Origin of the sequence: Luteimonas endophytica (assembly GCF_029887875.1) — a bacterium.
GTDB lineage: Bacteria > Pseudomonadota > Gammaproteobacteria > Xanthomonadales > Xanthomonadaceae > Luteimonas > Luteimonas endophytica.
The window spans coordinates 180,060-201,639 of the sequence record NZ_JARXRM010000035.1; the positions used below are offsets into that span (position 1 = coordinate 180,060).

Sequence of the window (21,580 nt, forward strand, 5' to 3'; positions counted from 1 at the left end):
AGCGGTTCTGGCAGCATCTTCCGCGAACTAGCTTTCTTTTATTAGGCAGACCAAGGAGATGGCCTGATGTCTTCGCTCGACGGTCTCGACCGCCGCATCCTCGAGGTGCTCGGCGCCGATGCGCGGATCTCGCTCAAGCGGCTGGCGGCCGAGGTCGGGCTGTCCTCGCCCGGGGTCTCCGAGCGGTTGCGGCGGCTGCAGGAGCGTGGGGTGATCCGCGGCTTCGGTGTCGACATCGACCCCGAAGCGCTGGGTTATCCGCTGCAGGCGATCGTGCGGATCCGGCCGCTGCCGGGCCGGCTGCAGCTGGTGCAGCGGCTGCTGGTCGAGATCCCGGAGTTCTGCGAGTGCGACAAGGTGACCGGCGACGACTGCTTCATCGCCCGGCTCCACGTGCGCTCGATGGCGCAGCTCGACGAGATCCTCGACCGCATCGCCGAACAGGCCGAGACCAGCACCGCGATCGTCAAGGCCCAGCCGGTCCGGCGCCGGCCGCCGCATCTGTGGGGCCGCGAGCCGGAATAGCGCCGTCCAGCCGCAGCCCGCCCTCGGCCTGGTGCAACTCACGGAGCCGGGCCGAGAGCAGTGCCAGGTTGGCCTCGGTAGCGTCGAGTTCGGCGCGGCGCGCGGGCGGCAACCAGCCGCGCGCCGCCGCGTGCAGGTGCTCGCGCTCGGCCTGCCAGGCGCTGGCGCGCTCGGCGCCCGAACGCGCCAGCGCGGCGCGTTCGTCCCGCTGGGGCAGGCCATACCCGCCGTCGCCGAGCAGCTGGGCAGGACGGCTGAAGATCCCCTGCCAGTGCAGCATTCCGGCGATCTGGTCGCGTCGCGCGGGGTCGCTCGACAGGTGTCGCTTGAGCGCGTCGCGCGCCCGCGACTCCTCGCGCCGCAGCGCGGCCTGCTCGAGCAGCAGCAGCGCGGCGGCCGCGCGCAGATCGGCCCGGCCCAGCCACGGCCGCCGCCGGGCCGCGGCGAGCTCCAGCCATTGCTCCACCCGCGCCTGCGGCAGGCCCAGGGACTGGCGGGCCACCTCGAACATCGCCTGGTAGCGCGCACTGGCGGAGGCGAAATAGTGGCCCAGGCGCTGCGCCCGCTCGCGGTCGTCCAGCACGGCGCTGTCGGCGATGCCGGCGCGCTCCAGCCGCCGCAGCAGCGCCGTCGGGGTCACGCTGGCCAGCCGCGCTCCGGCCAGTCGCGGCACGCCGTCGTGCAGCAGCTTGAAGGTCTCGACCGCGCAGTTGTTGCCCAGGAAGTAGTAGCGCCCGTCGTAGCTCCAGTGCAGGCGCGCCGCGCGTTCGAGCAGCATCGCGACCTCGTCGCGGCCGAGCGCCAGCGGGATCGACTGCAGGCCGCGCAGCTCGACCCCGGTGTACTCGTCGATCACCTGCGCCAGCGGCAGCACGTACAGCCGCGAGGGGTAGGAGCCGGTGAGCCCCCGCCAGCTGGAGATCTGCACGTCGTCGACGAAGGCGCGGAACGACAGCACCAGGTGATGCTGCAGGTCCAGCCGGCAGTCCGGGCCGGGCGCGCGGCCCGGGGCGCACACCACCAGCCGGAGCATGCTGTGGCCCCAGCGGCTCATCGGGCGGCCGTCGGGTTCGGCCAAGAGGTAGTCCACCGCGTGCACCCGTGCCGGATCGATCTGCAGCAGCGGGCTGTCGGCGCCCGCATCTGCCACCAGCAGCGGAAGCCCGGGCGCGCAATCGGCGACCGGCGGGGCATGGTCGAAATGCGCGGCGAAATGACGGTAGAGCCCCGGCCGCCGGCAGCCGTACCCAGGGTCGAGCAGGAAATGTTCCAGGTTCACCGCCACGAACTCCGCGGGGCTTTCCAGTTCGTAGCGGTCTGGGCTGCGGTCGGTGAACGCGTTGCGCGTACGCAGGCCCGCCCGGAAAGGCCGGACCTGCCAGCCGGCCAGGTCCAGCAGGCGCGGGTCTCGCGACAGGCCGCCGGCGGGCGACCGGTCGTGCAGGTGTGCGAGTTCGTGGATCGCGGCGGCCAGCGCGGCGCGGGTCGCCGGGTCGTCGACGCCGGCACCGGGCGGCCGCGCCATCCAGTCGTCCAGCAGCGCGCGATCGAGCTGGATCCGGCGTCCGCCGGCGCGCCCGTGCACGCCCGGCGGCAGATCGTCGCGCCATTCCAGTACGCCCTCCGCCGGCAGCGATTCGCGCCACCTGGCCGGCAGGCGCTGCAGCGACAGCTGCAGCAGTGCGCGCGCGGCGGCCTGGCGCGGCCCGGCCGCGCCGGCCACCTCCCACTGCAGCGCCGCGGCGGGCGCCGCCCACAGCAGCAGCGGGAGCAGCAGCGGCCAGCGCCGGAGGGCCGGCCGGCCGCGCGGTTTCACTGCGTCAGGATCGCCCGGGCCAGCTGCATGTCGCTGGCGTCGCGCGCCCGGTCGCTGCGCTCGCGCAGCAGGCGCAGCGCTGCTTCCAGCCGGGCGCCGCGGATCCGGCCATCGCTGGCGACGAAGCCGGCGGCATCGTCGCGGGCCTGCAGCACCACCTTGTCGTCGCCGGAGGTGCTGCCCGACGAGGCGGAAGACCCGCCCGAGGAGGCGCCGGCGGAGGTGCCGGCGAAGCTGCCGGCCGTGGCCGGCACGGAGCACGCGAGCAGGAGCAGGAAAGGGAGGAGTGCGGTACGGGGCATGGTTCGGGTCCGTTGGGGGGAAGGCGAGCGCCGGGACGGCGCAAGACTACCGGAACCGGCCCGGCCCGGTCCGCCCGTTGCGGCGGGTTCCGCGCCCGCGGGTCGTGCGGCGTTCATGCGCCTGCGGCGGCCGCTGGCCGGCTGGCGGCTGAAGCGGGAGGGGGTTTTGCGGGCCCGGATCCGCTGCGACCGGCCCGCGGGGCGTAAGATGCCCAGGCTGCTCGTGGTTTCGCGCGTCCCGCGGCCGTTCCGGTGCCGTCCCGCTCCCTGCCTCGCGCCTCCGTCCCCCCGCGGGACCCGGCCCAACGGGAGCCTCCGTGCCTGGCTATCAGACCCACATCCGCGTCCACGCCCTCGGCGATCGCGAGTTTCGGATCCGCGCCCTGGCGGACGTCCAGCAGTTCGCCGATCCCGACCTGGCGGCCGAACGCGCCGGGATCTCCTCGGCGCAATGGAGCCTGTTCGGCCAGGTCTGGCCGGCCGGGCGCATGCTCGCCGAGGCGATGGCCGGGCACGACGTCGCCGGCAAGCGCATCCTGGAGCTCGGTTGCGGCCTCGGCCTGGCCAGTCTGGTGCTGCGCGCGCGGGGCGCCGACGTCCTCGCCAGCGACCGCCATCCGCTCGCCGAGGTGTTCCTCGCCTACAACGCGGCCCTCAACGGGCTCGACGCGGTGCCCTACCGGACTCTCGACTGGGACGCGCCGGCCGGCGCGCTCGGTCGCTTCGACCTGATCATCGGCAGCGACGTGCTCTACGAGCGCGGCCATGTGGCCGCGCTGGCGGGCCTGCTGCAGCGCCACGCGCAGCCCGCCGCCGAGGTGCTGATCGCCGATCCCGGACGCGGCAACAGCGGCGCGTTCACCAGGGCGATGGTGGCGCAGGGCTACGTCCCCACCGAGCAGCGCCGGGCGATGGAGGCCGGCGAGGTGGCCCCGTTCCGCGGCCGCCTGCTCGGCTACCGCCGTGCCGCCGCCATCACGGCGGAGGTGGCATGAAGGGGGTCCCGCACCGCGAGGATCGCGAGGGCATGGAGCGAGAAGTCTCGTGCGCGCGCTGCGATGCGATCTGCTGCCGGCTCACCGTGGTGCTCGACCCGGAGGACCAGGTGCCCGGCCATCTGACCACCCGCACCGAGCGCGGGCTTGCGGTGATGGCGCGCGACGAGGACGGCTGGTGCGTGGCCGTCGATCCGCTGCGGATGTGCTGCACGATCTACGGGCAGCGGCCGGCGGTGTGCCGGAAGTTTTCGATGGGCGGCCCCTACTGCCGCGAGATCCGCGCCACCCACCATGGGCAGTTGCGGCGCGGCATCCCACTGACCATGTACTGAAAGCTCCACAGGAAGCCATGTCCAAACCCACCAAATCCAAGAGCAAGTCGCCGCATCCGCGCCAGGCGCGCAGCGCCGCCGAGGGCGGTACCGACAAGCGCGTGACCAGCGATCGCATCTCCGAGGATCTCGCCGCCTTCCGGAAGTCGGGCGGCCGGATCGAAGTGCTCGGGATCACCCGCGTGCTGACCAGGATCGACGGCGCCGGCGAGTAGCTGGGGTGCGTTCCCCGCGTGGCCGCGTCGGCCCTTCCGGCCGGCGGCGGTCGCGGGCGCGATGGCGTTTCGTTCAGCGCACCCCGGATATCCTGCTGCCGAGCGAGCCGATTGTGGAGGCGAAGATGGCCACCGGGTGGGCCGGCGACGGCGCCGTGCAGGACCAGATCGACGCGACGGTGAAGGATGGGATCCAGCGCGCCCGCAGCCGGCTGCGGCAGGGCCCGGGCCTGTCGCGCTGCGAAGAATGCGAGTCCCCGATCCCCGAGGCCCGCCGCAAGGCGGTGCCCGGGGTGCGCCTGTGCGTGGCCTGCCAGGAAGCCGAGGACCGCGAGGCGGGCGCTGCCAGAGGCTACAACCGCCGCGGCAGCAAGGACAGCCAGCTGCGCTGAGCCATTCCCGCAGTTCGGCGTTGCGGAATCGACCCGGCAGCGGTCTCAGCCCCTTGCCAGGAACGCCTGGTAGTCCTCGATGGTGTCGGCGACGCTGGCCTCGAACAGGCGCGCGCCGGCCTCGATGCTGGCCAGCGAAGGATCCGAGCCGATCCGCCCATCCGGAAACTTCTCCCGGTAGTCGCGGGCGTCGCCGAAATCGGCCACCGGAGCGAGCCGTGGGGTCATCGTCATCGGTTTCGCCCGGTCCGGATGGGCGTGCCAGGTCAGGGAGATTTCCGACGGGGTGGCGTGATGCCCCTCGCTGTCGGCAAACAGCTCGCGCGAGAGCCGCTGCACCCGGGCGCCCATGTACCAGTTGGCCAGCTTCAGGCGGAGTCCGGCGGCCTGGCCCGCGAAGCTCGCATCGGCGTGGATCTCGGCGAACGCCGCCTGGGCGGTGGCGACGTTGCCGCCGTGGCCATTGAAGAAATACACGTGGCGGAAGCCGTGGAGGGCGAGCGACCGCACCACGTCGCCGATCACCGCGATCAGGGTGGACGGGCGCAGCGCCAGCGAGCCGGGGAACGCCAGGTGATGCTGCGCCATGCCGATCGAAAGGGTCGGTGCGACCAGCGCGCCGATGCGCTCGGCCACGGCCTGGGCGACCACTTCGGGGCAGATCGCGTCGGTGCCGATCAGGCCGTTCGGACCGTGCTGTTCGGTCGATCCGATCGGCACGATGATGCCGGTCGAGCCGGCCAGATAGGCTTCGACCTCGGGCCAGGTGCACAGTTGCAGGCGCATGGGATCTGCCGGTGCGGGTGGGCGCCAAGCATACCGCCACCGGTACCGCGGGCTCAGCCCGCGGCGGGCTTGAGCGGCAGCGCGGTGCCGCCCTGCAGCGCGCGCCGGAGCGCGGCTCGCGCCAGCAGGCGGGTGGAGTCGAGCGTCGGCAGCGGCGAATTGGCGCCGTCGATCACCAGCGGCAGTTCGGTGCAGCCGAGCACCACCGCGTCGCAGCCGCGATCGCCCAGGCGCGCGATCGCCTGCTGCAACCGCCGGGTCGAGGCCGGATCGAAGACCCCTTCGACCAGTTCCTCCATGATGATGCCGCCGATGGCGTCGCGGTCCGCAGCTTCCGGGCGCACCCAGCCGAGCCCGCGCGCCTCCAGCTTCTCCGGGTAGACGGGGCCGTCCACCAGCCAGCGGGTGCCGGTAATGCCGATGCGCCGGTAGCCGCGTGCCAGCGCCTCGGCGGCCACCGCGTCGGCGATGTGCAACCACGGCAGCGGAGAGCGCGGCAGCACCTGCGGCAGCGCCTGGTGGATGGTGTTGTCGGGGCAGATCAGGAAGTCGGCGCCGGTACGCGCCAGCTTTTCCGCCGAGGCCAGCATCAGGTCCGCTACCCCGTGCCAGTCGCCGCGCTCCAGGCGGGCCACGTAATCGGCCAGCGGCGGCGTATGCATGGAGACCTCCGGATGCGCGTACCGCTGCGGCAGTGGCGCCCCTGCGCCGCTGCAGATGGCGCGGTAGCAGAGCGCCGCGCCCTCGGCGGAGCAGGCGACGATTCCGATGTGCTGGGCCATGCGCGGCGGGGCTCCTTGGCTTATTCGCGGGGTGCGTCGGGATCGAGCAGGTTGCCCGCGGTGGCGGCGTGATCGCGATCGATCTGGCGGTCGATGTGGTGCTCGGCGCGCAGGTCGGCGCTGGCGCCGGCCTCGGCTTCCAGTGCCGGCGCACCTGGGCGGGACGGCGGCGGCGCAGGCGCGACCGGATCCCCCGGCCCGCGCTGGTGCAGTTCGACCCGGTAGCCGGGATCGGGCATTTCGATGTGGTGCTTCAGGAACGCGCGCTTGAGCAGGCGGATCGCTTCGCTGCGCGCGGCTGCGAAGCTGGTGTTGCGCTGGTCGATCCAGGCGGTCACCCGGAGGACGGTGGTGGAATCGCCGAGTTCGAGAATCAGCACCGACGGCGCAGGCTCCTCGAGGATTCCCTCGATGGTTGCCAGCGCCTCGCGCCCGACCCGCTGGGCGTGCGACACCGAGGCACCGTTGGCGATCCCGACGTCGAAGGCGAACTGGCGCTGCGGGTTGCGCGAGTAGTTGAGCATCACGCCCTTGAACACCAGCGCGTTCGGCAGACGCAGGTGATTGCCGTCGAGCGTGACCAGGACGGTCGCGCGCGAGGTCAGCGCCGCCACCTTGCCCTCGTGACCGTCGATCACCACGTGGTCGTGCGGCGCGAAGGGCTGGCGCAGGCTCAGCAGGATGCCGGCGATGTAGTTCTCGGCGACGTCGCGGAAGGCGAAGCCGACCGCGATGCCGGCCACCCCGGCGGTCCCCAGCAGCGCGCCGACCAGCGCACCGGCGTCGAGCAGGTCGAGGGCGATCACCAGCCCCGCCAGCAGCGCTCCGATGCGGATCGCCTGGCGCGTGAGGTCGACCAGGAACGGGTTGCGCCGCATGCGCCGCTGCAGGCCCGGGCGCAGCGACAGCCAGCGGCCCACCCACCAGGCGCCGACGACGATCGCGCCGGCGACCAGCAGCAGCGGCAGTGCCGAGTAGAGGTTGCGCAGCCGCTCGACCGCTTCTTCGAACACCGGCGCGGTGCGGGTGCGAACGTCGGTGTCCAGCTCGAGCCGGTTCTCGACCAGCACCACATCCTGCGCCTGCTCGGCGATGGTGGCGGCCAGCTGCCGGCGCGCGTCGTCGGCGGCCAGCCCGCGCAGTGTCGCCACGCCGCCGCTGACCTCGACCCGCGACTTCTCCAGTCCCGGGATCACCGCCAGCCTTGCGGCCAGGCGTTCCTGCACCGCGCGGTCCGCATCGCGCAGCGCCGCCACCACCGCGGGATCGGCGGCCGGCGGATCGGCATCTTCCTGCATCGATGCCGGCGGCCGCGCCGACTGCGCCGGGGTCGCGCCGGCCCACTGCGCGAGGGCGAGGCCGGCCAGGCACAGCAGCAGGGCGAGGCGTCGGGGCATCGGTCCGATCGGCGGGGCGGGGCGCCAGTGTCGCCGCTCGTGCCGGTCATGGCAAAGCCGCCGCCATGCACGGCGGCTGCACGGAGGGTGGCGGATGATCGCGCCGCGATCGCACGGAGCGGACGGCATGCGCTACGAACTGTATTACTGGCCCGGGATCCCCGGACGCGGCGAATTCGTCCGCCTGGCGCTGGAAGAGGGAGGCGCCGAGTATCTCGACGTCGGCAACCACGAGAAGGCGGGCGGCATGGAATCGATCGCGGCCCTGCTGGAGGGCGACGGCGCGCGTCCGCCGTTCGCGCTGCCGGCGCTCAAGGCGGGCGGGCTGGTGGTGGCGCAGGTCGCCGCCATCCTGCAGTACCTCGGCCCGCGTCTCGGACTGGTCGCGCGCGATCCCGGCGCGGCGCTATGGACCCACCAGCTGCAGCTGACCATCGCCGACGCCGTGGCCGAGGCGCACGACGTCCACCACCCCGTCGGCATCGGCGCCTGGTACCGCGACCAGAAACCGGAGGCGGCGCGTCGCGCGCGCGAGTTCCGCGAACAGCGAATCCCGAAGTTCCTCGGCTACTTCGAGCGGGTGCTGATGCGCAACCCGAAAGGGCCGCGCTGGCTGGTCGGCGCGCGTCTCCTACGCCGACCTCTCGCTGTTCCAGCTGGTGGAGGGGCTGCGCTATGCGTTTCCGCGGACCCTGGCGGCGGTCGAGGACGACCTGCCGCGCCTGGCCGAGCTGGCTGCGCGAGTCGCGGAGCGGCCGCGCATCGCCCGCTACCTCGCCTCGCCGCGGCGGCTGCCGTTCAACGAGGACGGGATCTTCCGCCACTACCCGGAACTCGACGGCTGAGCCGGGAGGCGCGCCCGGCGCGGTTCACGGGCGCTTGATTGCGGATGCGGCACCCTGCGGCCGCGATGCGCGCCAGCGCGCACCCATACGTCTCGATTCCCCCGCGAGCGGAGCCTCGATCTGGCCACACCCGATCCCCAAGCCGAACGCCCTCCGGACGACCGCCCGATTGTCCTGATCACCGGCGCCGCCGGCAGCGTCGGCGGCTCGCTGTCCAAGTCCCTGGCCGGCGACTACCGGGTGGTGGGCATGGACGTGTCGACACCGGACGAGGGCGGCGACTGGATCGAGATCGACCTGACCTCGGACGAAGCCGTGACGGCCGCGGTCGCCGAGTTCCGCCAGCGTTTCGGCGGGCGGGTCGCGTCGGTGGTGCACCTGGCCGCCTATTTCGACTTCAGCGGCGAGCACCGGCCGCTCTACGACGAGGTGAACGTCGAGGGCACCCGCCGCCTGCTGCGCGCGTTGCGCGATCTGGAGCTGGAGCAGTTCGTCTATTCGGGCACGATGCTGGTCCACCAGGCCGCCACGCCGGGCGAACGTATCGACGAGCAGGCGCCGATCGCCCCGCGCTGGGCCTACCCGCAGTCCAAGGCCGCCGCCGAGCGGGTGATCGCCGAGGAACGCGGCGATACGCCGTGCGTGCTGTTGCATCTGGCCGGCCTGTACGACGAATCCACCGCGGTGCCGACCCTCTCCCAGCAGATCGCGCGCATCTACGAGCGCGACATGCAGGGGTTCCTCTACGCCGGCGACAAGGATGCCGGCCAGTCGATGATCCATCGCGACGACATGATCGACGCCTTCCGCCGCGTCATCGACCGTCGCCGGGAACTGCCCGACGCGCTGACCCTGCTGGTCGGCGAACCCGAGGCGATCGGCTATCAGGAGCTGCAGGACCTGATCGGCGGCCTGGTGCACGGCGAGGACTGGGCCACGGTCGGGGTGCCGCCGCCGCTGGCCAAGGCCGGTGCCTGGCTGCAGGAGAAGGCCGAGCCGCTGGTGCCCGATGCGATCGACAAGGGCAAGCCCCCCTTCATCCGGCCCTTCATGATCGAGATCGCCAGCGACCACTACGCGCTCGACACCGGGCGCGCCCGCGAGCTGCTCGGGTGGCAACCGCGGCGCTCGATCCGCGAGACCCTGCCGGCGCTGGTGGCGGCGCTGAAGCGGGACCCGCTCGGCTGGTACGAGGCCAACGGCATCACCCCGCCGCCGTGGCTGGAAGCGGCGGCCGCGAAGGTGGAGCGGCCCGAGGCCCTGCGCGGCCAGGCCGAAGCCGCGTTCCGCGCGGCGCACCGGCGCAACCTGTGGGGACCATTCCTGACCGCGGCGCTCGGCGTCTGGCTGCTCGCCTCGCCGCCGACGCTCGGCGAGGTCGCCGGACCGCTGGTCTGGAGCGACATGGCCAGCGGCGCCGCCCTGCTGGTGCTGGGACTGCTGACCACCTCGTGGCGCCTGGCGCCGCTGCGCTGGATCTCGGCCGCGGTGGGGCTGTGGGTGATGTTCGCGCCGCTGGTGTTCTGGACCGGCAGCGCCGCCGCCTACCTCAACGGCACCCTGGTCGGGGCGCTGGTCACGGGCCTGGCGGCGGCGCTGCCGCCGACGCCCGGCATCTCGCCGGTGGCCTCGCGCACCGGCCCGGTGATCCCGCCGGGCTGGGACTATTCGCCCTCGGACTGGCTCCAGCGCCTGCCGATCGTCGCCCTGGCGCTGCTCGGGCTGATCGTGTCGCGCTACATGGCGGCCTACCAGCTCGGCCACGCCGACGGGGTCTGGGAGCCGTTCTTCGACGTGCCCGGGCCGAAGAACGGTACCGAGGCCATCGTCACTTCGAGCGTCTCCGAGGCCTGGCCGGTTCCCGACGCCGGGCTCGGCGCGATGGTGTACGTGCTGGAGATCATCACCGGCCTGGTCGGCTCGCGCCAGCGCTGGCGCACCATGCCCTGGGTGGTGGTCGCGTTCGGCATCATGATCGTGCCGCTGGGCGTGGTCTCGATCACCTTCATCGTCATCCAGCCGATCGTGATCGGCACCTGGTGCACGCTGTGCCTGATCGGCGCGGCCGCGATGCTGCTGCAGATTCCCTACTCGCTGGACGAACTGATCGCCACCGGCCAGTTCCTGCTGCGGCGAAGGCGCGCAGGTCGCAGCCTGCTGCAGGTGTTCTTCACCGGCGACACCGACGAAGGCGACGCGGACACCCCGCGCACCGCCGAAAGGGCCGGCGAGTTCGACATGGGGCCGCTGCGGGTGGCGCGCGACACCCTGGGTGGAAACGTGGCGCCGCGCTGGAACCTGCTCGCCTGCATCGCGATCGGCGTGTGGTTGATGTGCACCAGGCTGACGGTCGGCGCCGAAGGCGCCATGGCCGACGCGGATCACCTGATCGGTTCCCTGGTCATCACCGCGGCGGTGATCGCCTTCGCCGAGGTCGCGCGACCGGTGCGGCTGGTGAACATCGGGCTCGGGGCAGCGTTGCTGGTGGTGCCGTTCGTCGTCGGCGCCGGCGCGGCCTCGCTGTGGTCGAGCCTTGTGTGCGGGGCGGCGCTGATCGCGCTCAGCCTGCCACGCGGCCCGGTGCGGATGCGCTACGGCGGCTGGAACCGGCTGCTGGTCTGAGGCGGGGCGCGCCCGCGCGTCGACGCGGCGCGGCGTCCGGCCGGGCGGCTTAAACCATTCCGCGCTGCGGAGCATCCAAGTGGATATGCTCAGCAGCGTCATGCCCGTCGAGGTCACCGAACCCGCCCACGCGAGTGCGCCGGACGATGCCGCGCTGGCGCGGGAGGCGGCGGCCGGCAGCGTCCAGGCCTACGAGCGCATCTACCGGCGCCACGCCCCGCGCCTGTACGCGCTGGTCTTTCGGATCTGCGGGCGCCAGGCCGAGCGTGCCGAGGACGTGCTGCAGGACACCTTCGTCAAGGCCTGGCGGGCGCTGCCCGGTTTCCGTTTCGACAGCGCGCTGGCGACCTGGCTGCAGCGGCTGGCGGTCAATACCGCGCTGATGGAACTGCGCGCCCGCGGCGGCATGGTCGACCGCGAAAACGGGGAGCACGACCTGGAGGCGCTGGCCGGGGCCGATGCGGGTGCGCGCTGCGCGGGCACCGGGCTGGACCTGGAGCGCGCGGTGGCCACGCTGCCGCCGCGTGCCCGCGCGGTGCTGGTGTTGCACGATATCGAAGGCTGGAAGCACCACGAGATCGCCGAGGAGCTCGGCATGGCGGTGGGTAGTTCGAAGGCGCAGCTGCACCGCGCCCGCGGCCTGCTGCGGCAGCGGCTTGGAGAGTCACGATGAACGAGCACGACGAGCGCGATCGACGCGACGAAGAGCTGGGGCGGCGTCTGCGCAGCCTGCCGCGCGAGATGGTGCCGCCGGCGCGCGCCTGGGCCCGGGTCGAGGCGCGGATCGGGGCCGCGCCGCTTCCCCGGGCGCCGCGCGGAAGCGACCGCATGTCCGGCCGCTGGCGGGCGGTCGCCGGCCTTGCGGCCGCGGCCTCGCTGGCGTTGCTGCTGGTATCGGTGCTGTCGCCGCGGCAGGCGCGGCTGCCCGCAGCGTCCCTGGCCACGGTGCAGCAGGCAGAACGCATGCGCGGCGAGTACCGCGCGGCGCTGGCGTCGGTGCCGGCTGAGGAGATCCCCGCCGAGCTGCAGCCGGCGCTCGCCGAACTCGACCATAGCGCGGCCAGCATCTTCGTCGCGATCCGGGAAGCGCCCGGCTCGCGGTATCTGCTCGATCAGCTGCAGCGCACCTACGCGCAGCGGCTGCAGCTCACCCGCCGCGCGGCGCTCGACGCCGCCGGCCTGACAACCTGACAGGAGAACGACCATGGATATCCTAGCCGCAAGGGCCCGCCCGCGCCGGAACTTCGGTGCGCTCGCGCTGCTGCTCGCCGCGTGTGCGCCGTTCGCAGCGCTCGCCCAGAGCGCCGTCGACGAGCGCCATCCGCTGGCTCCCGGTGGCCGCGTCGAGGTGGAGAACGTCGCCGGCGCGATCCGCGTCCAGGGCTGGGACCGCGACGAGGTGACCGTCGTCGGGACGCTCGGCGAGGGTCTGCGCCTGGAGGTGGACGCGAGCCGCAACCGCGTCCGGGTCCACGTGGTCTACCCGCGGGGTCGCCGCAACAACGGCGACGCCCGGCTGGAACTGCGCGTGCCGAAGGGGGCGGAGCTGGAGGTCGCTACGGTCAGCGCCGACGTCGACATCGCCGGGGTCGACCTGCGCCGGTTGCAGGCGCGCACGGTCAGCGGAGGGCTGAACGCCGCAGGCCGCGCGGGCGAAGCCGACCTCGGCAGCGTCAGCGGTTCGATCCGTTCGCGGATCGCGACCTCCAGGTTCGAGGCCGGCACGGTCAGCGGCCGCGTCGACGCCGGCGGCGGGCTCGGCGGCGACGTCTCCGCCGAGAGCGTCTCCGGCTCGGTCGACCTGGTCGCTGGCCGGGTGGAACAGCTGCGCGCCGAAACCGTCTCCGGCAGCGTGAAGATGCAGGTCGAGGCGCTCGCGCCCGGAGGCCGCATCGCCGCCGAGGCGGTGAGCGGCCGCATCACCCTGGAACTGCCCGCGAACGCGTCCGCGCAGCTGCGCGCATCCAGCTTCAGCGGCGACATCCACTCCTCCGTCGGGCAGGTGCAGCGCCGGCGGCACGGCCCCGGCCGCAGCCTCGACGCCACGCTGGGCGGCGGCGACGGCGACATCTCGCTGCAGTCGCATTCGGGAAACGTTCGGGTCACGCTCGGCGCGCGTTGAGCGCCGGCCGGGCGGACCAGGACGATCTTCGCGCCGCCGTCGCACCGGCGGCGGGAAGGTGGGGCGGATGCGGCCGTCGGCCGCGAGTTGTCGCGACCTGCGGTCACTGCTAGCTTCGGGTTTCCGGGGTCCGGTCCGTCAGGACAGGAGCAGGATGGAGGCCGAAAGCGTTGGCGCGGTGGCCCGATCCGAGCGCGTCACCGCGCTCGCCGGCGGGTTGCTGGGCGTGGCGCTCGGCATCGCGCTGGCCTACGTGGTGCTGCAGGACCGCGAGCGGCGGCTGGATGCCGCCGAACGCCGGGCGGAGGCGGTGGCCTACGGTATCGAGCGCCTGCTCAGCTACGAAATGCGCAATCTCGAGCGCGCGATGCTGGGCATCGCCGGCGACGCGGACCAGCTGTTCGCCACGGTTCCCGGGCAGGCGCCCGGGTTGCTGTCCCGCGCCGTCGCCGGGGTTGTGGCGCGGCACGGGGAGCTGGACAGCATCGTGCTGGTGGATCCGCGCGGCCGTGCCCTGACCGACGGCCGCGGCGACCCGGATTTCGCCGCCTGGATCGGCCAGGCCCGGCGTGCCACTGGCAGCGCGTTGCGCTTCGGCCACATGGAGCGGGGGCCTCACGACGAGTGGCTGCTGCCGCTGGCGCTGCCGATGCGCGACGATCGCTGGATCCTCGCGCGGCTGCGAAGCGCGGAACTGCAGCGGGCGGTGAGCGGCCTGGACAGCGGCGAGCGCGGCGTGGCGATGCTGCTCGACCACGACGGCAGGATCCTCGCCCAGGATCTCGACCCCCAGCGCCATGTCGGCACCTACATGGCCGGCTACGCGAGCGCGGAGCTGCTGCGCTCCGGGGCGACCCTGCGCGGCGAAACCCGTCCCGACGGCGTCCCGCGCATCGTCGCGCGGCGCGCCTTCGACGGCTACCCGCTGGCGGTCGCCGTGGGCCTGGCCGAACGCGAGGTGCTGGCCGCCTGGCGGCCGTTCGCGGGGTGGGCGCTGGCCTCCTACGCAGGCTACTGGCTTGGCCTGCTGGTGCTGGTGGGCACCATGCGCCGCGCCGACCGTACCCAGGCCACGCTGTTGCACGAACTGCGCGAAGGAACCGGCCGGCTGCGCCGGGCGCAGCGGCTGGGCGGTACCGGCAGCTGGGAGCTGGCGCGGGATTCGCGGACGCTGGTGTGGGAGGAACAGGTGGCCGAGATCGTCGGGCTCCCGGCCGATCGTCGCGAGATCGGCGTCGACGAATTCCTGGACATGGTCCACCCCGAGGACCGCGCCCGGGTGGCGGGCCTGTTCTCCGAGGCGCGGGAAGGCGGCGACCCGCTCGGTGCCGATTACCGCGTCCTGCGTCCGGACGGTTCGGTGCGCTGGATCGCGAGCCATGGCGCGGTGACCGCGGGCCCGGACGGCATCCCGCGGCTCACCGGCACGGTGGTCGACATCACCGGGCGCATGCAGGCGCAGCTGGCGCTGGCCGATGCGGAACGGCAGTTCCGGCTGATGTTCGAGCGCAATCCGCTGCCGTTCTGGGTGCTGGACGCGACCAGCAAGCGGTTCGTCGAGGTGAACGAGGCGGCGATCGCCCACTACGGTTACCCGCGGGGCCGGTTCCTGGAGATGTCGCTGGCCGACATCGAAGTCCCTGCGGAGGCCCCCACTGCGCCGGCGGTGGCGCTGTGCGATGCCTACGGCGATTCGCAGATCCGTACCCACCGCAAGCGCGACGGCACCAGGATCGAGGTGTGCACGCACAGCGCGGCGATCGAGTTCCAGGGGCGCGAGGCGCTGCTGGTGCTGGCCGAGGACGTCAGCCGGCGGATGGCCTGGGAGCGGACCCTGGCGTACCGCGCCACCCACGACGACCACACCGGCCTGCTCACGCTCACCGCGCTGGCGGAACGGCTGGACCTGGAGCCGGGCGAGGGCTACGAGATCTTCAGTGTCCAGTTCCCCGGGCTGGACCTGATCCGCGACACCCTCGGCCGCGAGGCCTCCGACGCGATCGTGCGCGCGGTCGCCGAGCGGCTGGACTGGCTGGCGCGCCGCTACGGCCTGGCCGCACACCTGCCGCCGGGTACGTTCGTGCTGGCGGTCCGCGGCGAAGGCGGCCAGGAGCGCGCCCTGAACGAACTGTGCGCCTCGCTGGCCGAGCCGGTGCGTGGCGGGGCGACCGTCCATCATCTCGAAGCGCGGATCGGCGTGGCGCGCCATCCGGCCGACGGCGAGCGCGCCGACAAGGTGATCGGCAACGCGGCGCTGGCCGCGCACCTGGTGGAGCGGGGCGGCACCGAGGTCGCGCGCTACGTCCCGGCGATGTCGGAGGAGGTCGGCCAGCGCCTGGCGATGACCGCCCGGCTGCGGCGTGCGATCGAGCGGCACGAGTTTCGCCTGCATTTCCAGCCGATCCGCCAGCTCCGGGACAGCGCCGCGGTGGCGATCGAATGCCTGCTGCGCTGGCCGCAGCCCGACGGGGGCTTCGTGCCGCCGCTGTCGTTCATTCCCCTGTGCGAGCGTTCCGGCCTGATCGTCGAGCTCGGCCGCTGGGTCCTGCGCGAGGCCGCCGCCACCGCGGCGCGGCTGGCGGCCGAGGGCCGGGGCGACATCGCGGTGGCGGTGAACGTCTCGGCCGGCCAGTTCGACCGCCGCGACCTGGCCGGCGAGATCGAACGGCTGGCCGACGAATTCGCTCTACGGCGCGGGGCGCTGCACGTGGAACTGACCGAGAGCGTGCTGCTGGAGCGGCCGGAACAGGCCATGGACACGCTGCGCCGCCTGCAGCGCCAGGGGGTGCGGGTGGCCCTGGACGACTTCGGGACCGGCTATTCGAGCATGTCGTATCTCAACGACCTCCCCGTGGATACGCTCAAGCTCGACCGGATGTTCGTGGCCAGGGTCGACGTCGACGCCCGCAGCGCGGCGATCTGCCGGGCGCTGATCGCGCTGGGCCACAGCGTGGGGCTCACCATCGTCGCCGAGGGCGTGGAGCACGAGGGCCAGCATCGCTGGCTGCGCGAGAACGGCTGCGATCAGGCGCAGGGGTTCCTGTTCGACCGGCCCCGGCCGTTCGAAGAGACGTTCGCGGCGCTGGGCGCGGGCCGCGGCCAGGGGCGGATCGGCGACGCGCAGGGGCGCTGAGCCGGCGCCTCACATCATCGCCAGCTCGACGTTGCTGAGCGTGCGGTTGTACTGGTCGCGCAACCGCACCTTGCGCTCCAGATCGGCGACGATGTGGCTGCTGAAATCGACCCCGGTGAGTTCCTCGGCCATGTTGATGCCACCCGGCGTGTCGACGTTGATCTCCATCAGCTTGTCGGCGACGATGTCGAGTCCGGCCAGATACATGCCGTCGCGGATCAGCTTGGGGGCGACGATCTCCGCCAGGCGCAACGCGCTCTCGTCCGGGACCGCCATCTCGATCTTGCCGCCCGCCTTGATGTTGCTGCGGGCATCGCCGCTGTCGTTGTAGCGGCGGAAGCAGGCGTACTGGCCCTCGACCTGCAGCGGACGCCCGTTGAGGGTGAGCAGTCGCAGGTCGCCCTTGCTGGCCTCCGGCAGGTATTCCTGGACGATCGCGTAGCCGTCGCGGGTCACCGCGTCGATCATCTGGTTGAGGTTGGCGTCGCTCTCCGGGGTCACCACGAACACCCCCTGGCCCCCGGAGCCTTGCAGCGGCTTGATGACCCCGTGCCCGTCGTGCTCGGCGATGAAGGCCTTGATCTCGTCCGGGTCCCGGCTGATGCAGGTCACCGGCCGCACCTCCTCGGGGAAATGCTGGAAATAGGTCTTGTTCGACGCATCGGTCAGATGGGTCGGATCGTTGAGCACGATCACGTGCTTGAGCGCCGCCAGCTGCGCGAACAGCAGCCCGCTGTTCGGTGCCCAGGGGCGCTCGTTGATCTCCTCGGCGGGATCGCTGCGCAGCATCAGCACGTCCAGCTCGTCCACGCAGATCCGTTGAACCTGGGCCTCTTCCCCCTGCAGGTCGGCCAGCAGCGCGTCGTCGTCCTGGTAGCTGTCGTGGCGGGGGACATGGGCGTGCGCGCGTACGGTGCCGTCCGAGTCGTAGATGAAGTCGGCCAGCCCGATCAGCGCCACCGAGTGGCCGCGGGCGACCGCGATCCGCGCCAGGCGGATGGTGGTGTAGTTGTTGCGTTCGGTGGCGATGTCGTTGATGACGAAGCCGAGCTTGATCGGCGGACCGCGGCGCGGGTCGCTCATGTGGCGGGTTCCTTGTGGCAGAGGGCGCCGACCGGAAGGGTGCGGCAGGCGGAGAGGCGCTCCGGGAAATCCGGCAGCGTGGTGTAGCGGGGCAAGAGGTCTGGCGGCGCCACCCAGCCTTCGTCGAGCAGTTGGTCGAGCACCTTGCGGTGGGTGAGCGCGAACTTGCCGACGAACAGGGGCTCGAAGTCGCCGCCGGCGTGCAGGTACTCGACCAGCTCGCACAGGCCGCCGAGGTAGACCGCGTCCTTGGTGAGCCCGCCGCCGCGCAGCGCCCGCACCGCCACGTCGAAGGCGTCGTCGGTGGGCAGGCCATGGGTTTCGTGCAGCACGTCGAAGATCGCCGGCACGCCCTGGCCGTTCACCGCCATCTCGGTGGCCAGCACCCGCGCGGCCAGCACCCGCAGGCGTTCGCCCGGAAGGTATCCGGCGAGGTATTCGGCGAGCACGCCCAGGCCCTCCTGCAGCGCGTCGTAGTGCGCCAGGCCGACCTCCAACTGGGTCAGGGCCTGGCGATGGCCGTTGTGCCGGGTGACCACGTGGGTGCCGATCTCGTGCTGCAGCAGGGGCTGCACCCGCGCCGCCGGCAGCCGCAGGTTGCCGTCGACATAGAAGGTGCCATGCGAGACCATCATCATCGAATTGAGGTCGGTATCGACCACCACGTCGGCGTGGAAGTCGGGCGCGCGCTCGCGGTACCAGTCCATCTCGGCGTTGACCGCTTCGAGGATCTCGTCGATGCCGGTATCGGCCTCGAGGGGCGCCCCCGGCCCCACGTCCTGCAGGATCCCGCGCGCCAGTTCCGACAGTGCCGGATCGACGCCGCCGAACAGGTCGAGGCTGGCGTTGACGAAGCCGTCGGTGTCGCGGAGGCGGACCAGTTCGAGCATCCGGTCCAGTTCCCTCTGCTTCTCGGCGAGCAGCCCGGACAGCAGCGGCGATTCGATCTCCTCGATCGGCAGCGCCAACAGCTCCTGCCGGGTCTGGTGCAGGTCGAGGTCCAGATCGATGTAGCTCAGCGGCGGGACCGCGGTGCGGCCGCTGGCCTCGAAGCTCTCCCAAAGGGCAGCGTTGCCGATCGGCGACAGCGCCAGCAGCCAGTCGATCTTCGCGTCGAGCCGGGCCAGCGCGTCGTCGACGCGCGCCGCCACCGGCGGCAGCTCGCGTACCGCGCCGCGCCCTGCGCTCAGCGACATGCGAGGAACTCCGGCCGCACCTCCGCCACCGCGCGGCGCCAGCCTGCGCGCAGATCGTCCAGCACGGACAGGTCGGCCTGGCCGGTCCACTCGTCCATGTAGATCTTCTTGAATTCCGGCGAGATCACACACAGCCGCTCGCCGAAGCGCGCATACAGCGATTCTGGGAAGTGCCCGCCGGTCGGGTAGCGCACGTTCTCCCGCACGTCGGGCGGCCGCCCGGCCACCGGCGAGGCCCGCAGCACGTCGCCCAGGCGCGCGAGCACGGCGCCCCAACGGGCATGGTCGGCTGTGGTCACCCCCAGTTCGATGTCGGGATTGCCCTCTTGCGGAGCGGGCGGCAAGTCGGCGCCGTCGCGGCGGTGGTTGTAGCTGTGGATGTCCAGCAGCAGCGCGCATCCCCAGCGCGCCAGCAGCTGCTCCACCAGCGCGTGCACCGTCGCGTAGAAGGCATCGTAGATCGCCAGCGACCGCTCCAGCTCCTCGCGCGGCAGCGGGCCGCGCCAGATCCGCAGGCCCCAGGTATCTTCCGGATCGGCGGACAGGGCCTTTTCGCGTGGACGGTTGAGGTCCACCTCGAAGCGCGATGTGCGCACGCACAGGCGGCTGTCGCCGACGTCCGTGAACAGGCCGGTGAGCGGATCCTCGTCGCGACGCAGCTGGGCGTCGTCGAAGGCGAGGTGCGGCCGCAGCGATTCGCGCATGGCGTGACCGTCGTGCAAGGCCACCGCCAGGATCGGGCCTTCGCCCAATACCAGGTCCCAATGCGGGCTGGGGTCGATCTCAGTCAGGCGGGGGGAGAGGGTGAAGTGGCCGCGGGCGGCGTCGTGTACGTCATCCATGCGGGAATGCTCCCACCGCCCGCATGAGACGTTCGTGAGCGCGCGGCGGCGCGCTCAAGCCGCATTCGGCAAGGTGAGGGCCGGGTGAGGAGCCGGCGGGCGGTCAGCGGTCCTGGCGCAGCCGGTCCAGCTTCGCCTGGTACAGGGCGCGGCTGTCGTCGTCGCCCAGTTCGCGCGCGCGCGCCAGGGCGCGGCCGGCCCGCCGCCGCTCGCCCATCAGCAGCCAGGTCCGGGCCAGGGCGAAGTGGAAGCGGTGCTCGTCGCCATGCAGGCGGATCGCACGGCGGTAGTGCTCGACCGCACGTTCGTACTCGCCGCGCCCCTCGTACTGGGTGCCGAGCAGGAACTGGTGGAACGGGTCGGCCAGCTGGGCGCGCTCCAGCCGCCGCTGGAAGTGCATGGCGTTGGCCTCGTCGCCGGCGCGCCGGAACAGCCCGACGATGTTGAACAGGGCGGACGCGTGGGTGGGGTCGAGCGCCAGCGCCTCGCGGTAGGCCGCTTCGGCCCCGATGGCATCGTCGCTGCGCATGCGCAGCACGCCCAGGTTGTTCCAGCTGGTGGCGTAGCGTGGATCGAGCGCGATCGCCTCCTCCATGTGCCTCCTGGCGGCGACCGAGTCGCCGGCGGCCATGAGTTCGGCGCCGCGATTGTTGTAGAAGTGGGCGAGGGCGCGTTCGTCCGCGACCTGCTCGGGGCGGTGCCGCGCCATCACTTCGGCCCGGCTGACGTCGACGGTCTTGCGGCGCTGCCCGAAGCGCACGCCTACGTTGACGTGGCTGGAGTTGTAGACGATCCCGCCCTGCTGGTGCCAGGCCAGCACCTGGTCGATCTCCTGCACATAGGCGTCGAGGCCGACCTCGCGCGCCAGCCCCGTGAACAGCAGCGCGAACGACAGGCAGTTGACCTGGCGGGTGCGCCAGGCATCGGCGACGGTATGGGTCGTGGAATTGCCGTATTCCAGCGCCAGGCCGTCCGCGGAGAACACGAACTCGACGAGCAGCTCGAGCCGCCGCGCACCAGGTGCCACCGAGCCCGGGACCCGCTGGTGCAGTTGCGCGCGCAGCTCCGGCGGGATCTCCAGCACCTGCGCATGGCTCGGCGGGGTGCTGTCGGGTAGAGGGATGGGCAGGGCGAGCAGCGCCGCCAGGGCCAGTTGCATCATGGGACAACCTCCGTGCGGCGAGGACCGTCTCCTGGATCGAGCCTACTCCTTTTTCGGTGGGGCGGCGCGGGTTTCGCATCGCTCCCATGCGGTCCGTCGGCCCCGCGCCGCCGCGCGTCGGCGCCGGCGCCGAAAGCGCAGAGACTGCATACCATGACGATGGCCCGCGGCTGCGCTACGCTTGCCCGCCCTTGCAGGCAGGCGAAACGAGCAGGACATGGCGGACGGAACGGGTGGAGGCTGGCGCGCATGGCTGCGCGCGCTGTTGCCGCGACTCGGCCCCGCTGCCCGCGACGCGGCGGGCAAGCGCCTGCGCAAACCCTTCGTGCGCCGCTACGGCCGCTACACCTCGCTGCAGTTCACGCGCCGGCAGACCCAGAGCCGGATGCTGACCGACGCACCCGACGTGCTGTTGATCGACTACACCCGCACCATGCTCGGAGCGTTGCTGCTCCAGCCGCGGCCGGACACGATCGGCATGATCGGGCTGGGCGGTGGATCGCAGGCCAAGTTCTGCTATCGCCACCTGGCCCAGGCGCGGATCGAGGTGGTGGAGAACAATCCCCACGTGATCCGGCTGCGCGATCGCTTCGGCATTCCCGCGGACGACGCGCGGCTGCAGGTGTTCCTGGACGACGGCGCGCGGTTCCTGCAAGGCCGGCGCGGGCGCTACGGGCTGCTGCTGGTCGACGGCTACGACGAGACCGGCATTCCCCCGCCGCTGTCCACCCAGCGGTTCTACGACGACTGCCGCGGCGCGCTCGCCGACGGGGGGGTGGCCGCGTTCAACCTGTTCTGCGCCGATGCGGAGGCGCACCTGGCACGCCTGCGCCGCAGTTTCGGCGCAGGACGCGTACTGGTCGTCGGGGAGGCCAACATGAGCAACCGCGTGGCCCTGGCCTGGACCGCGGCGGCGCCAGCGACGCGCGCGCCCGACCCGCAGCGCGCCCTCGAGGCGCTGCCGGCCGCGGCGCGCGCGGAGCTGGCACCGGTGTTCGCCCGGGTCGCCCGGGCGCTCGGAGCCTGAGCG

20 protein-coding genes and 1 pseudogene are annotated in these 21,580 nt (G+C 72.5%); 12 read left to right on the forward strand and 9 right to left on the reverse strand.

Features of this window, described 5'->3' with window-relative positions:
- Positions 1 to 66: 66 nt before the first annotated feature.
- Entirely contained in the window at positions 67 to 525 is a 459-nt protein-coding gene (locus tag QFW77_RS12045; protein ID WP_280574969.1) for an Lrp/AsnC family transcriptional regulator, read from the forward strand.
- Here QFW77_RS12045 and QFW77_RS12050 read toward each other — a convergent pair.
- Positions 467 to 2,341 carry a DUF7844 domain-containing protein gene (locus QFW77_RS12050; protein ID WP_425603319.1) on the reverse strand — a complete coding sequence of 625 codons (1,875 nt, stop codon included), beginning with the start codon at positions 2,339 to 2,341 and terminating at the stop codon, positions 467 to 469. The genes QFW77_RS12045 and QFW77_RS12050 overlap by 59 nt on opposite strands.
- Entirely contained in the window at positions 2,338 to 2,643 is a 306-nt protein-coding gene (locus QFW77_RS12055; protein ID WP_280574970.1) for a DUF2388 domain-containing protein, read from the reverse strand. Before QFW77_RS12055 ends, QFW77_RS12050 begins: the two co-directional genes overlap by 4 nt.
- A 317-nt stretch (positions 2,644 to 2,960) precedes the next feature.
- On the opposite strand from QFW77_RS12055, the gene QFW77_RS12060 reads away from it, so the two are divergent.
- From QFW77_RS12060 to QFW77_RS12075, 4 genes are all read left to right on the forward strand, one after another.
- On the forward strand, positions 2,961 to 3,638 hold the full coding sequence (locus QFW77_RS12060; protein WP_280574971.1) for a class I SAM-dependent methyltransferase: 678 nt from the start codon (positions 2,961 to 2,963) through the stop codon (positions 3,636 to 3,638).
- Complete coding sequence (locus tag QFW77_RS12065) at positions 3,635 to 3,973, forward strand: YkgJ family cysteine cluster protein (RefSeq protein WP_280574972.1); 339 nt, start codon at positions 3,635 to 3,637, stop codon at positions 3,971 to 3,973. The genes QFW77_RS12060 and QFW77_RS12065 overlap by 4 nt, the downstream gene beginning before the upstream one ends.
- Before the next feature lie 17 nt (positions 3,974 to 3,990).
- Positions 3,991 to 4,188, forward strand: a complete 198-nt coding sequence (locus tag QFW77_RS12070; protein ID WP_280574973.1) for a hypothetical protein — start codon at positions 3,991 to 3,993, stop codon at positions 4,186 to 4,188.
- A gap of 125 nt (positions 4,189 to 4,313) precedes the next feature.
- Positions 4,314 to 4,580, forward strand: coding sequence for a DksA/TraR family C4-type zinc finger protein (locus QFW77_RS12075; RefSeq protein ID WP_280574974.1), 267 nt, complete (start codon positions 4,314 to 4,316; stop codon positions 4,578 to 4,580).
- Between the two features lie 45 nt (positions 4,581 to 4,625).
- Here the strand turns inward: QFW77_RS12075 and QFW77_RS12080 are convergent, their stop codons facing one another.
- The 3 genes from QFW77_RS12080 to QFW77_RS12090 are packed head-to-tail and all read right to left on the reverse strand — an operon-like array spanning position 4,626 to position 7,545.
- A complete protein-coding gene (locus QFW77_RS12080) occupies positions 4,626 to 5,366 on the reverse strand; it encodes a creatininase family protein (protein ID WP_280574975.1) in 741 nt (246 codons plus the stop codon).
- A 53-nt stretch (positions 5,367 to 5,419) separates the two neighbouring features.
- Positions 5,420 to 6,148, reverse strand: coding sequence for an aspartate/glutamate racemase family protein (locus QFW77_RS12085; protein ID WP_280574976.1), 729 nt, complete (start codon positions 6,146 to 6,148; stop codon positions 5,420 to 5,422).
- 20 nt (positions 6,149 to 6,168) lie between these two features.
- Positions 6,169 to 7,545, reverse strand: a complete 1,377-nt coding sequence (locus QFW77_RS12090; RefSeq protein ID WP_280574977.1) for a mechanosensitive ion channel domain-containing protein — start codon at positions 7,543 to 7,545, stop codon at positions 6,169 to 6,171.
- Between the two features lie 127 nt (positions 7,546 to 7,672).
- On the opposite strand from QFW77_RS12090, the pseudogene QFW77_RS12095 reads away from it, so the two are divergent.
- The 6 genes and pseudogenes from QFW77_RS12095 to QFW77_RS12120 all read left to right on the forward strand — a co-directional run bounded on the left by QFW77_RS12095 (position 7,673) and on the right by QFW77_RS12120 (position 16,267).
- Positions 7,673 to 8,390, forward strand: a pseudogene (locus QFW77_RS12095) (glutathione S-transferase).
- A gap of 177 nt (positions 8,391 to 8,567) precedes the next feature.
- Positions 8,568 to 11,012: a vitamin K epoxide reductase family protein gene (locus QFW77_RS12100; RefSeq protein ID WP_280575012.1), complete on the forward strand. Its 2,445-nt coding sequence runs from the start codon at positions 8,568 to 8,570 to the stop codon at positions 11,010 to 11,012.
- Positions 11,013 to 11,097: 85 nt separating this feature from the next.
- Entirely contained in the window at positions 11,098 to 11,685 is a 588-nt protein-coding gene (locus QFW77_RS12105) for an RNA polymerase sigma factor (protein WP_280575014.1), read from the forward strand.
- Complete coding sequence (locus tag QFW77_RS12110) at positions 11,682 to 12,203, forward strand: hypothetical protein (protein WP_280574978.1); 522 nt, start codon at positions 11,682 to 11,684, stop codon at positions 12,201 to 12,203. The genes QFW77_RS12105 and QFW77_RS12110 overlap by 4 nt, the downstream gene beginning before the upstream one ends.
- A 13-nt stretch (positions 12,204 to 12,216) precedes the next feature.
- Entirely contained in the window at positions 12,217 to 13,134 is a 918-nt protein-coding gene (locus tag QFW77_RS12115; RefSeq protein WP_280574979.1) for a DUF4097 family beta strand repeat-containing protein, read from the forward strand.
- A 178-nt stretch (positions 13,135 to 13,312) separates the two neighbouring features.
- On the forward strand, positions 13,313 to 16,267 hold the full coding sequence (locus QFW77_RS12120; protein ID WP_280574980.1) for a bifunctional diguanylate cyclase/phosphodiesterase: 2,955 nt from the start codon (positions 13,313 to 13,315) through the stop codon (positions 16,265 to 16,267).
- A 9-nt stretch (positions 16,268 to 16,276) separates the two neighbouring features.
- On the opposite strand, the gene QFW77_RS12125 is transcribed toward QFW77_RS12120, so the two are convergent.
- The 4 genes from QFW77_RS12125 to QFW77_RS12140 all read right to left on the reverse strand — a co-directional run bounded on the left by QFW77_RS12125 (position 16,277) and on the right by QFW77_RS12140 (position 20,550).
- Positions 16,277 to 17,350, reverse strand: coding sequence for an ATP-grasp domain-containing protein (locus QFW77_RS12125; RefSeq protein ID WP_280574981.1), 1,074 nt, complete (start codon positions 17,348 to 17,350; stop codon positions 16,277 to 16,279).
- Positions 17,347 to 18,546 carry a peptidase MATCAP family protein gene (locus QFW77_RS12130; RefSeq protein ID WP_280574982.1) on the reverse strand — a complete coding sequence of 400 codons (1,200 nt, stop codon included), beginning with the start codon at positions 18,544 to 18,546 and terminating at the stop codon, positions 17,347 to 17,349. Before QFW77_RS12130 ends, QFW77_RS12125 begins: the two co-directional genes overlap by 4 nt.
- Positions 18,537 to 19,388, reverse strand: a complete 852-nt coding sequence (locus tag QFW77_RS12135; protein ID WP_280574984.1) for an N-formylglutamate amidohydrolase — start codon at positions 19,386 to 19,388, stop codon at positions 18,537 to 18,539. The genes QFW77_RS12130 and QFW77_RS12135 overlap by 10 nt, the downstream gene beginning before the upstream one ends.
- A gap of 103 nt (positions 19,389 to 19,491) precedes the next feature.
- Positions 19,492 to 20,550 carry a tetratricopeptide repeat protein gene (locus tag QFW77_RS12140; RefSeq protein WP_280574986.1) on the reverse strand — a complete coding sequence of 353 codons (1,059 nt, stop codon included), beginning with the start codon at positions 20,548 to 20,550 and terminating at the stop codon, positions 19,492 to 19,494.
- A gap of 217 nt (positions 20,551 to 20,767) precedes the next feature.
- Between QFW77_RS12140 and QFW77_RS12145 the strand changes: the two genes are divergently transcribed.
- Positions 20,768 to 21,577: a spermine/spermidine synthase domain-containing protein gene (locus tag QFW77_RS12145; RefSeq protein ID WP_280574988.1), complete on the forward strand. Its 810-nt coding sequence runs from the start codon at positions 20,768 to 20,770 to the stop codon at positions 21,575 to 21,577.
- Positions 21,578 to 21,580: the final 3 nt, after the last annotated feature.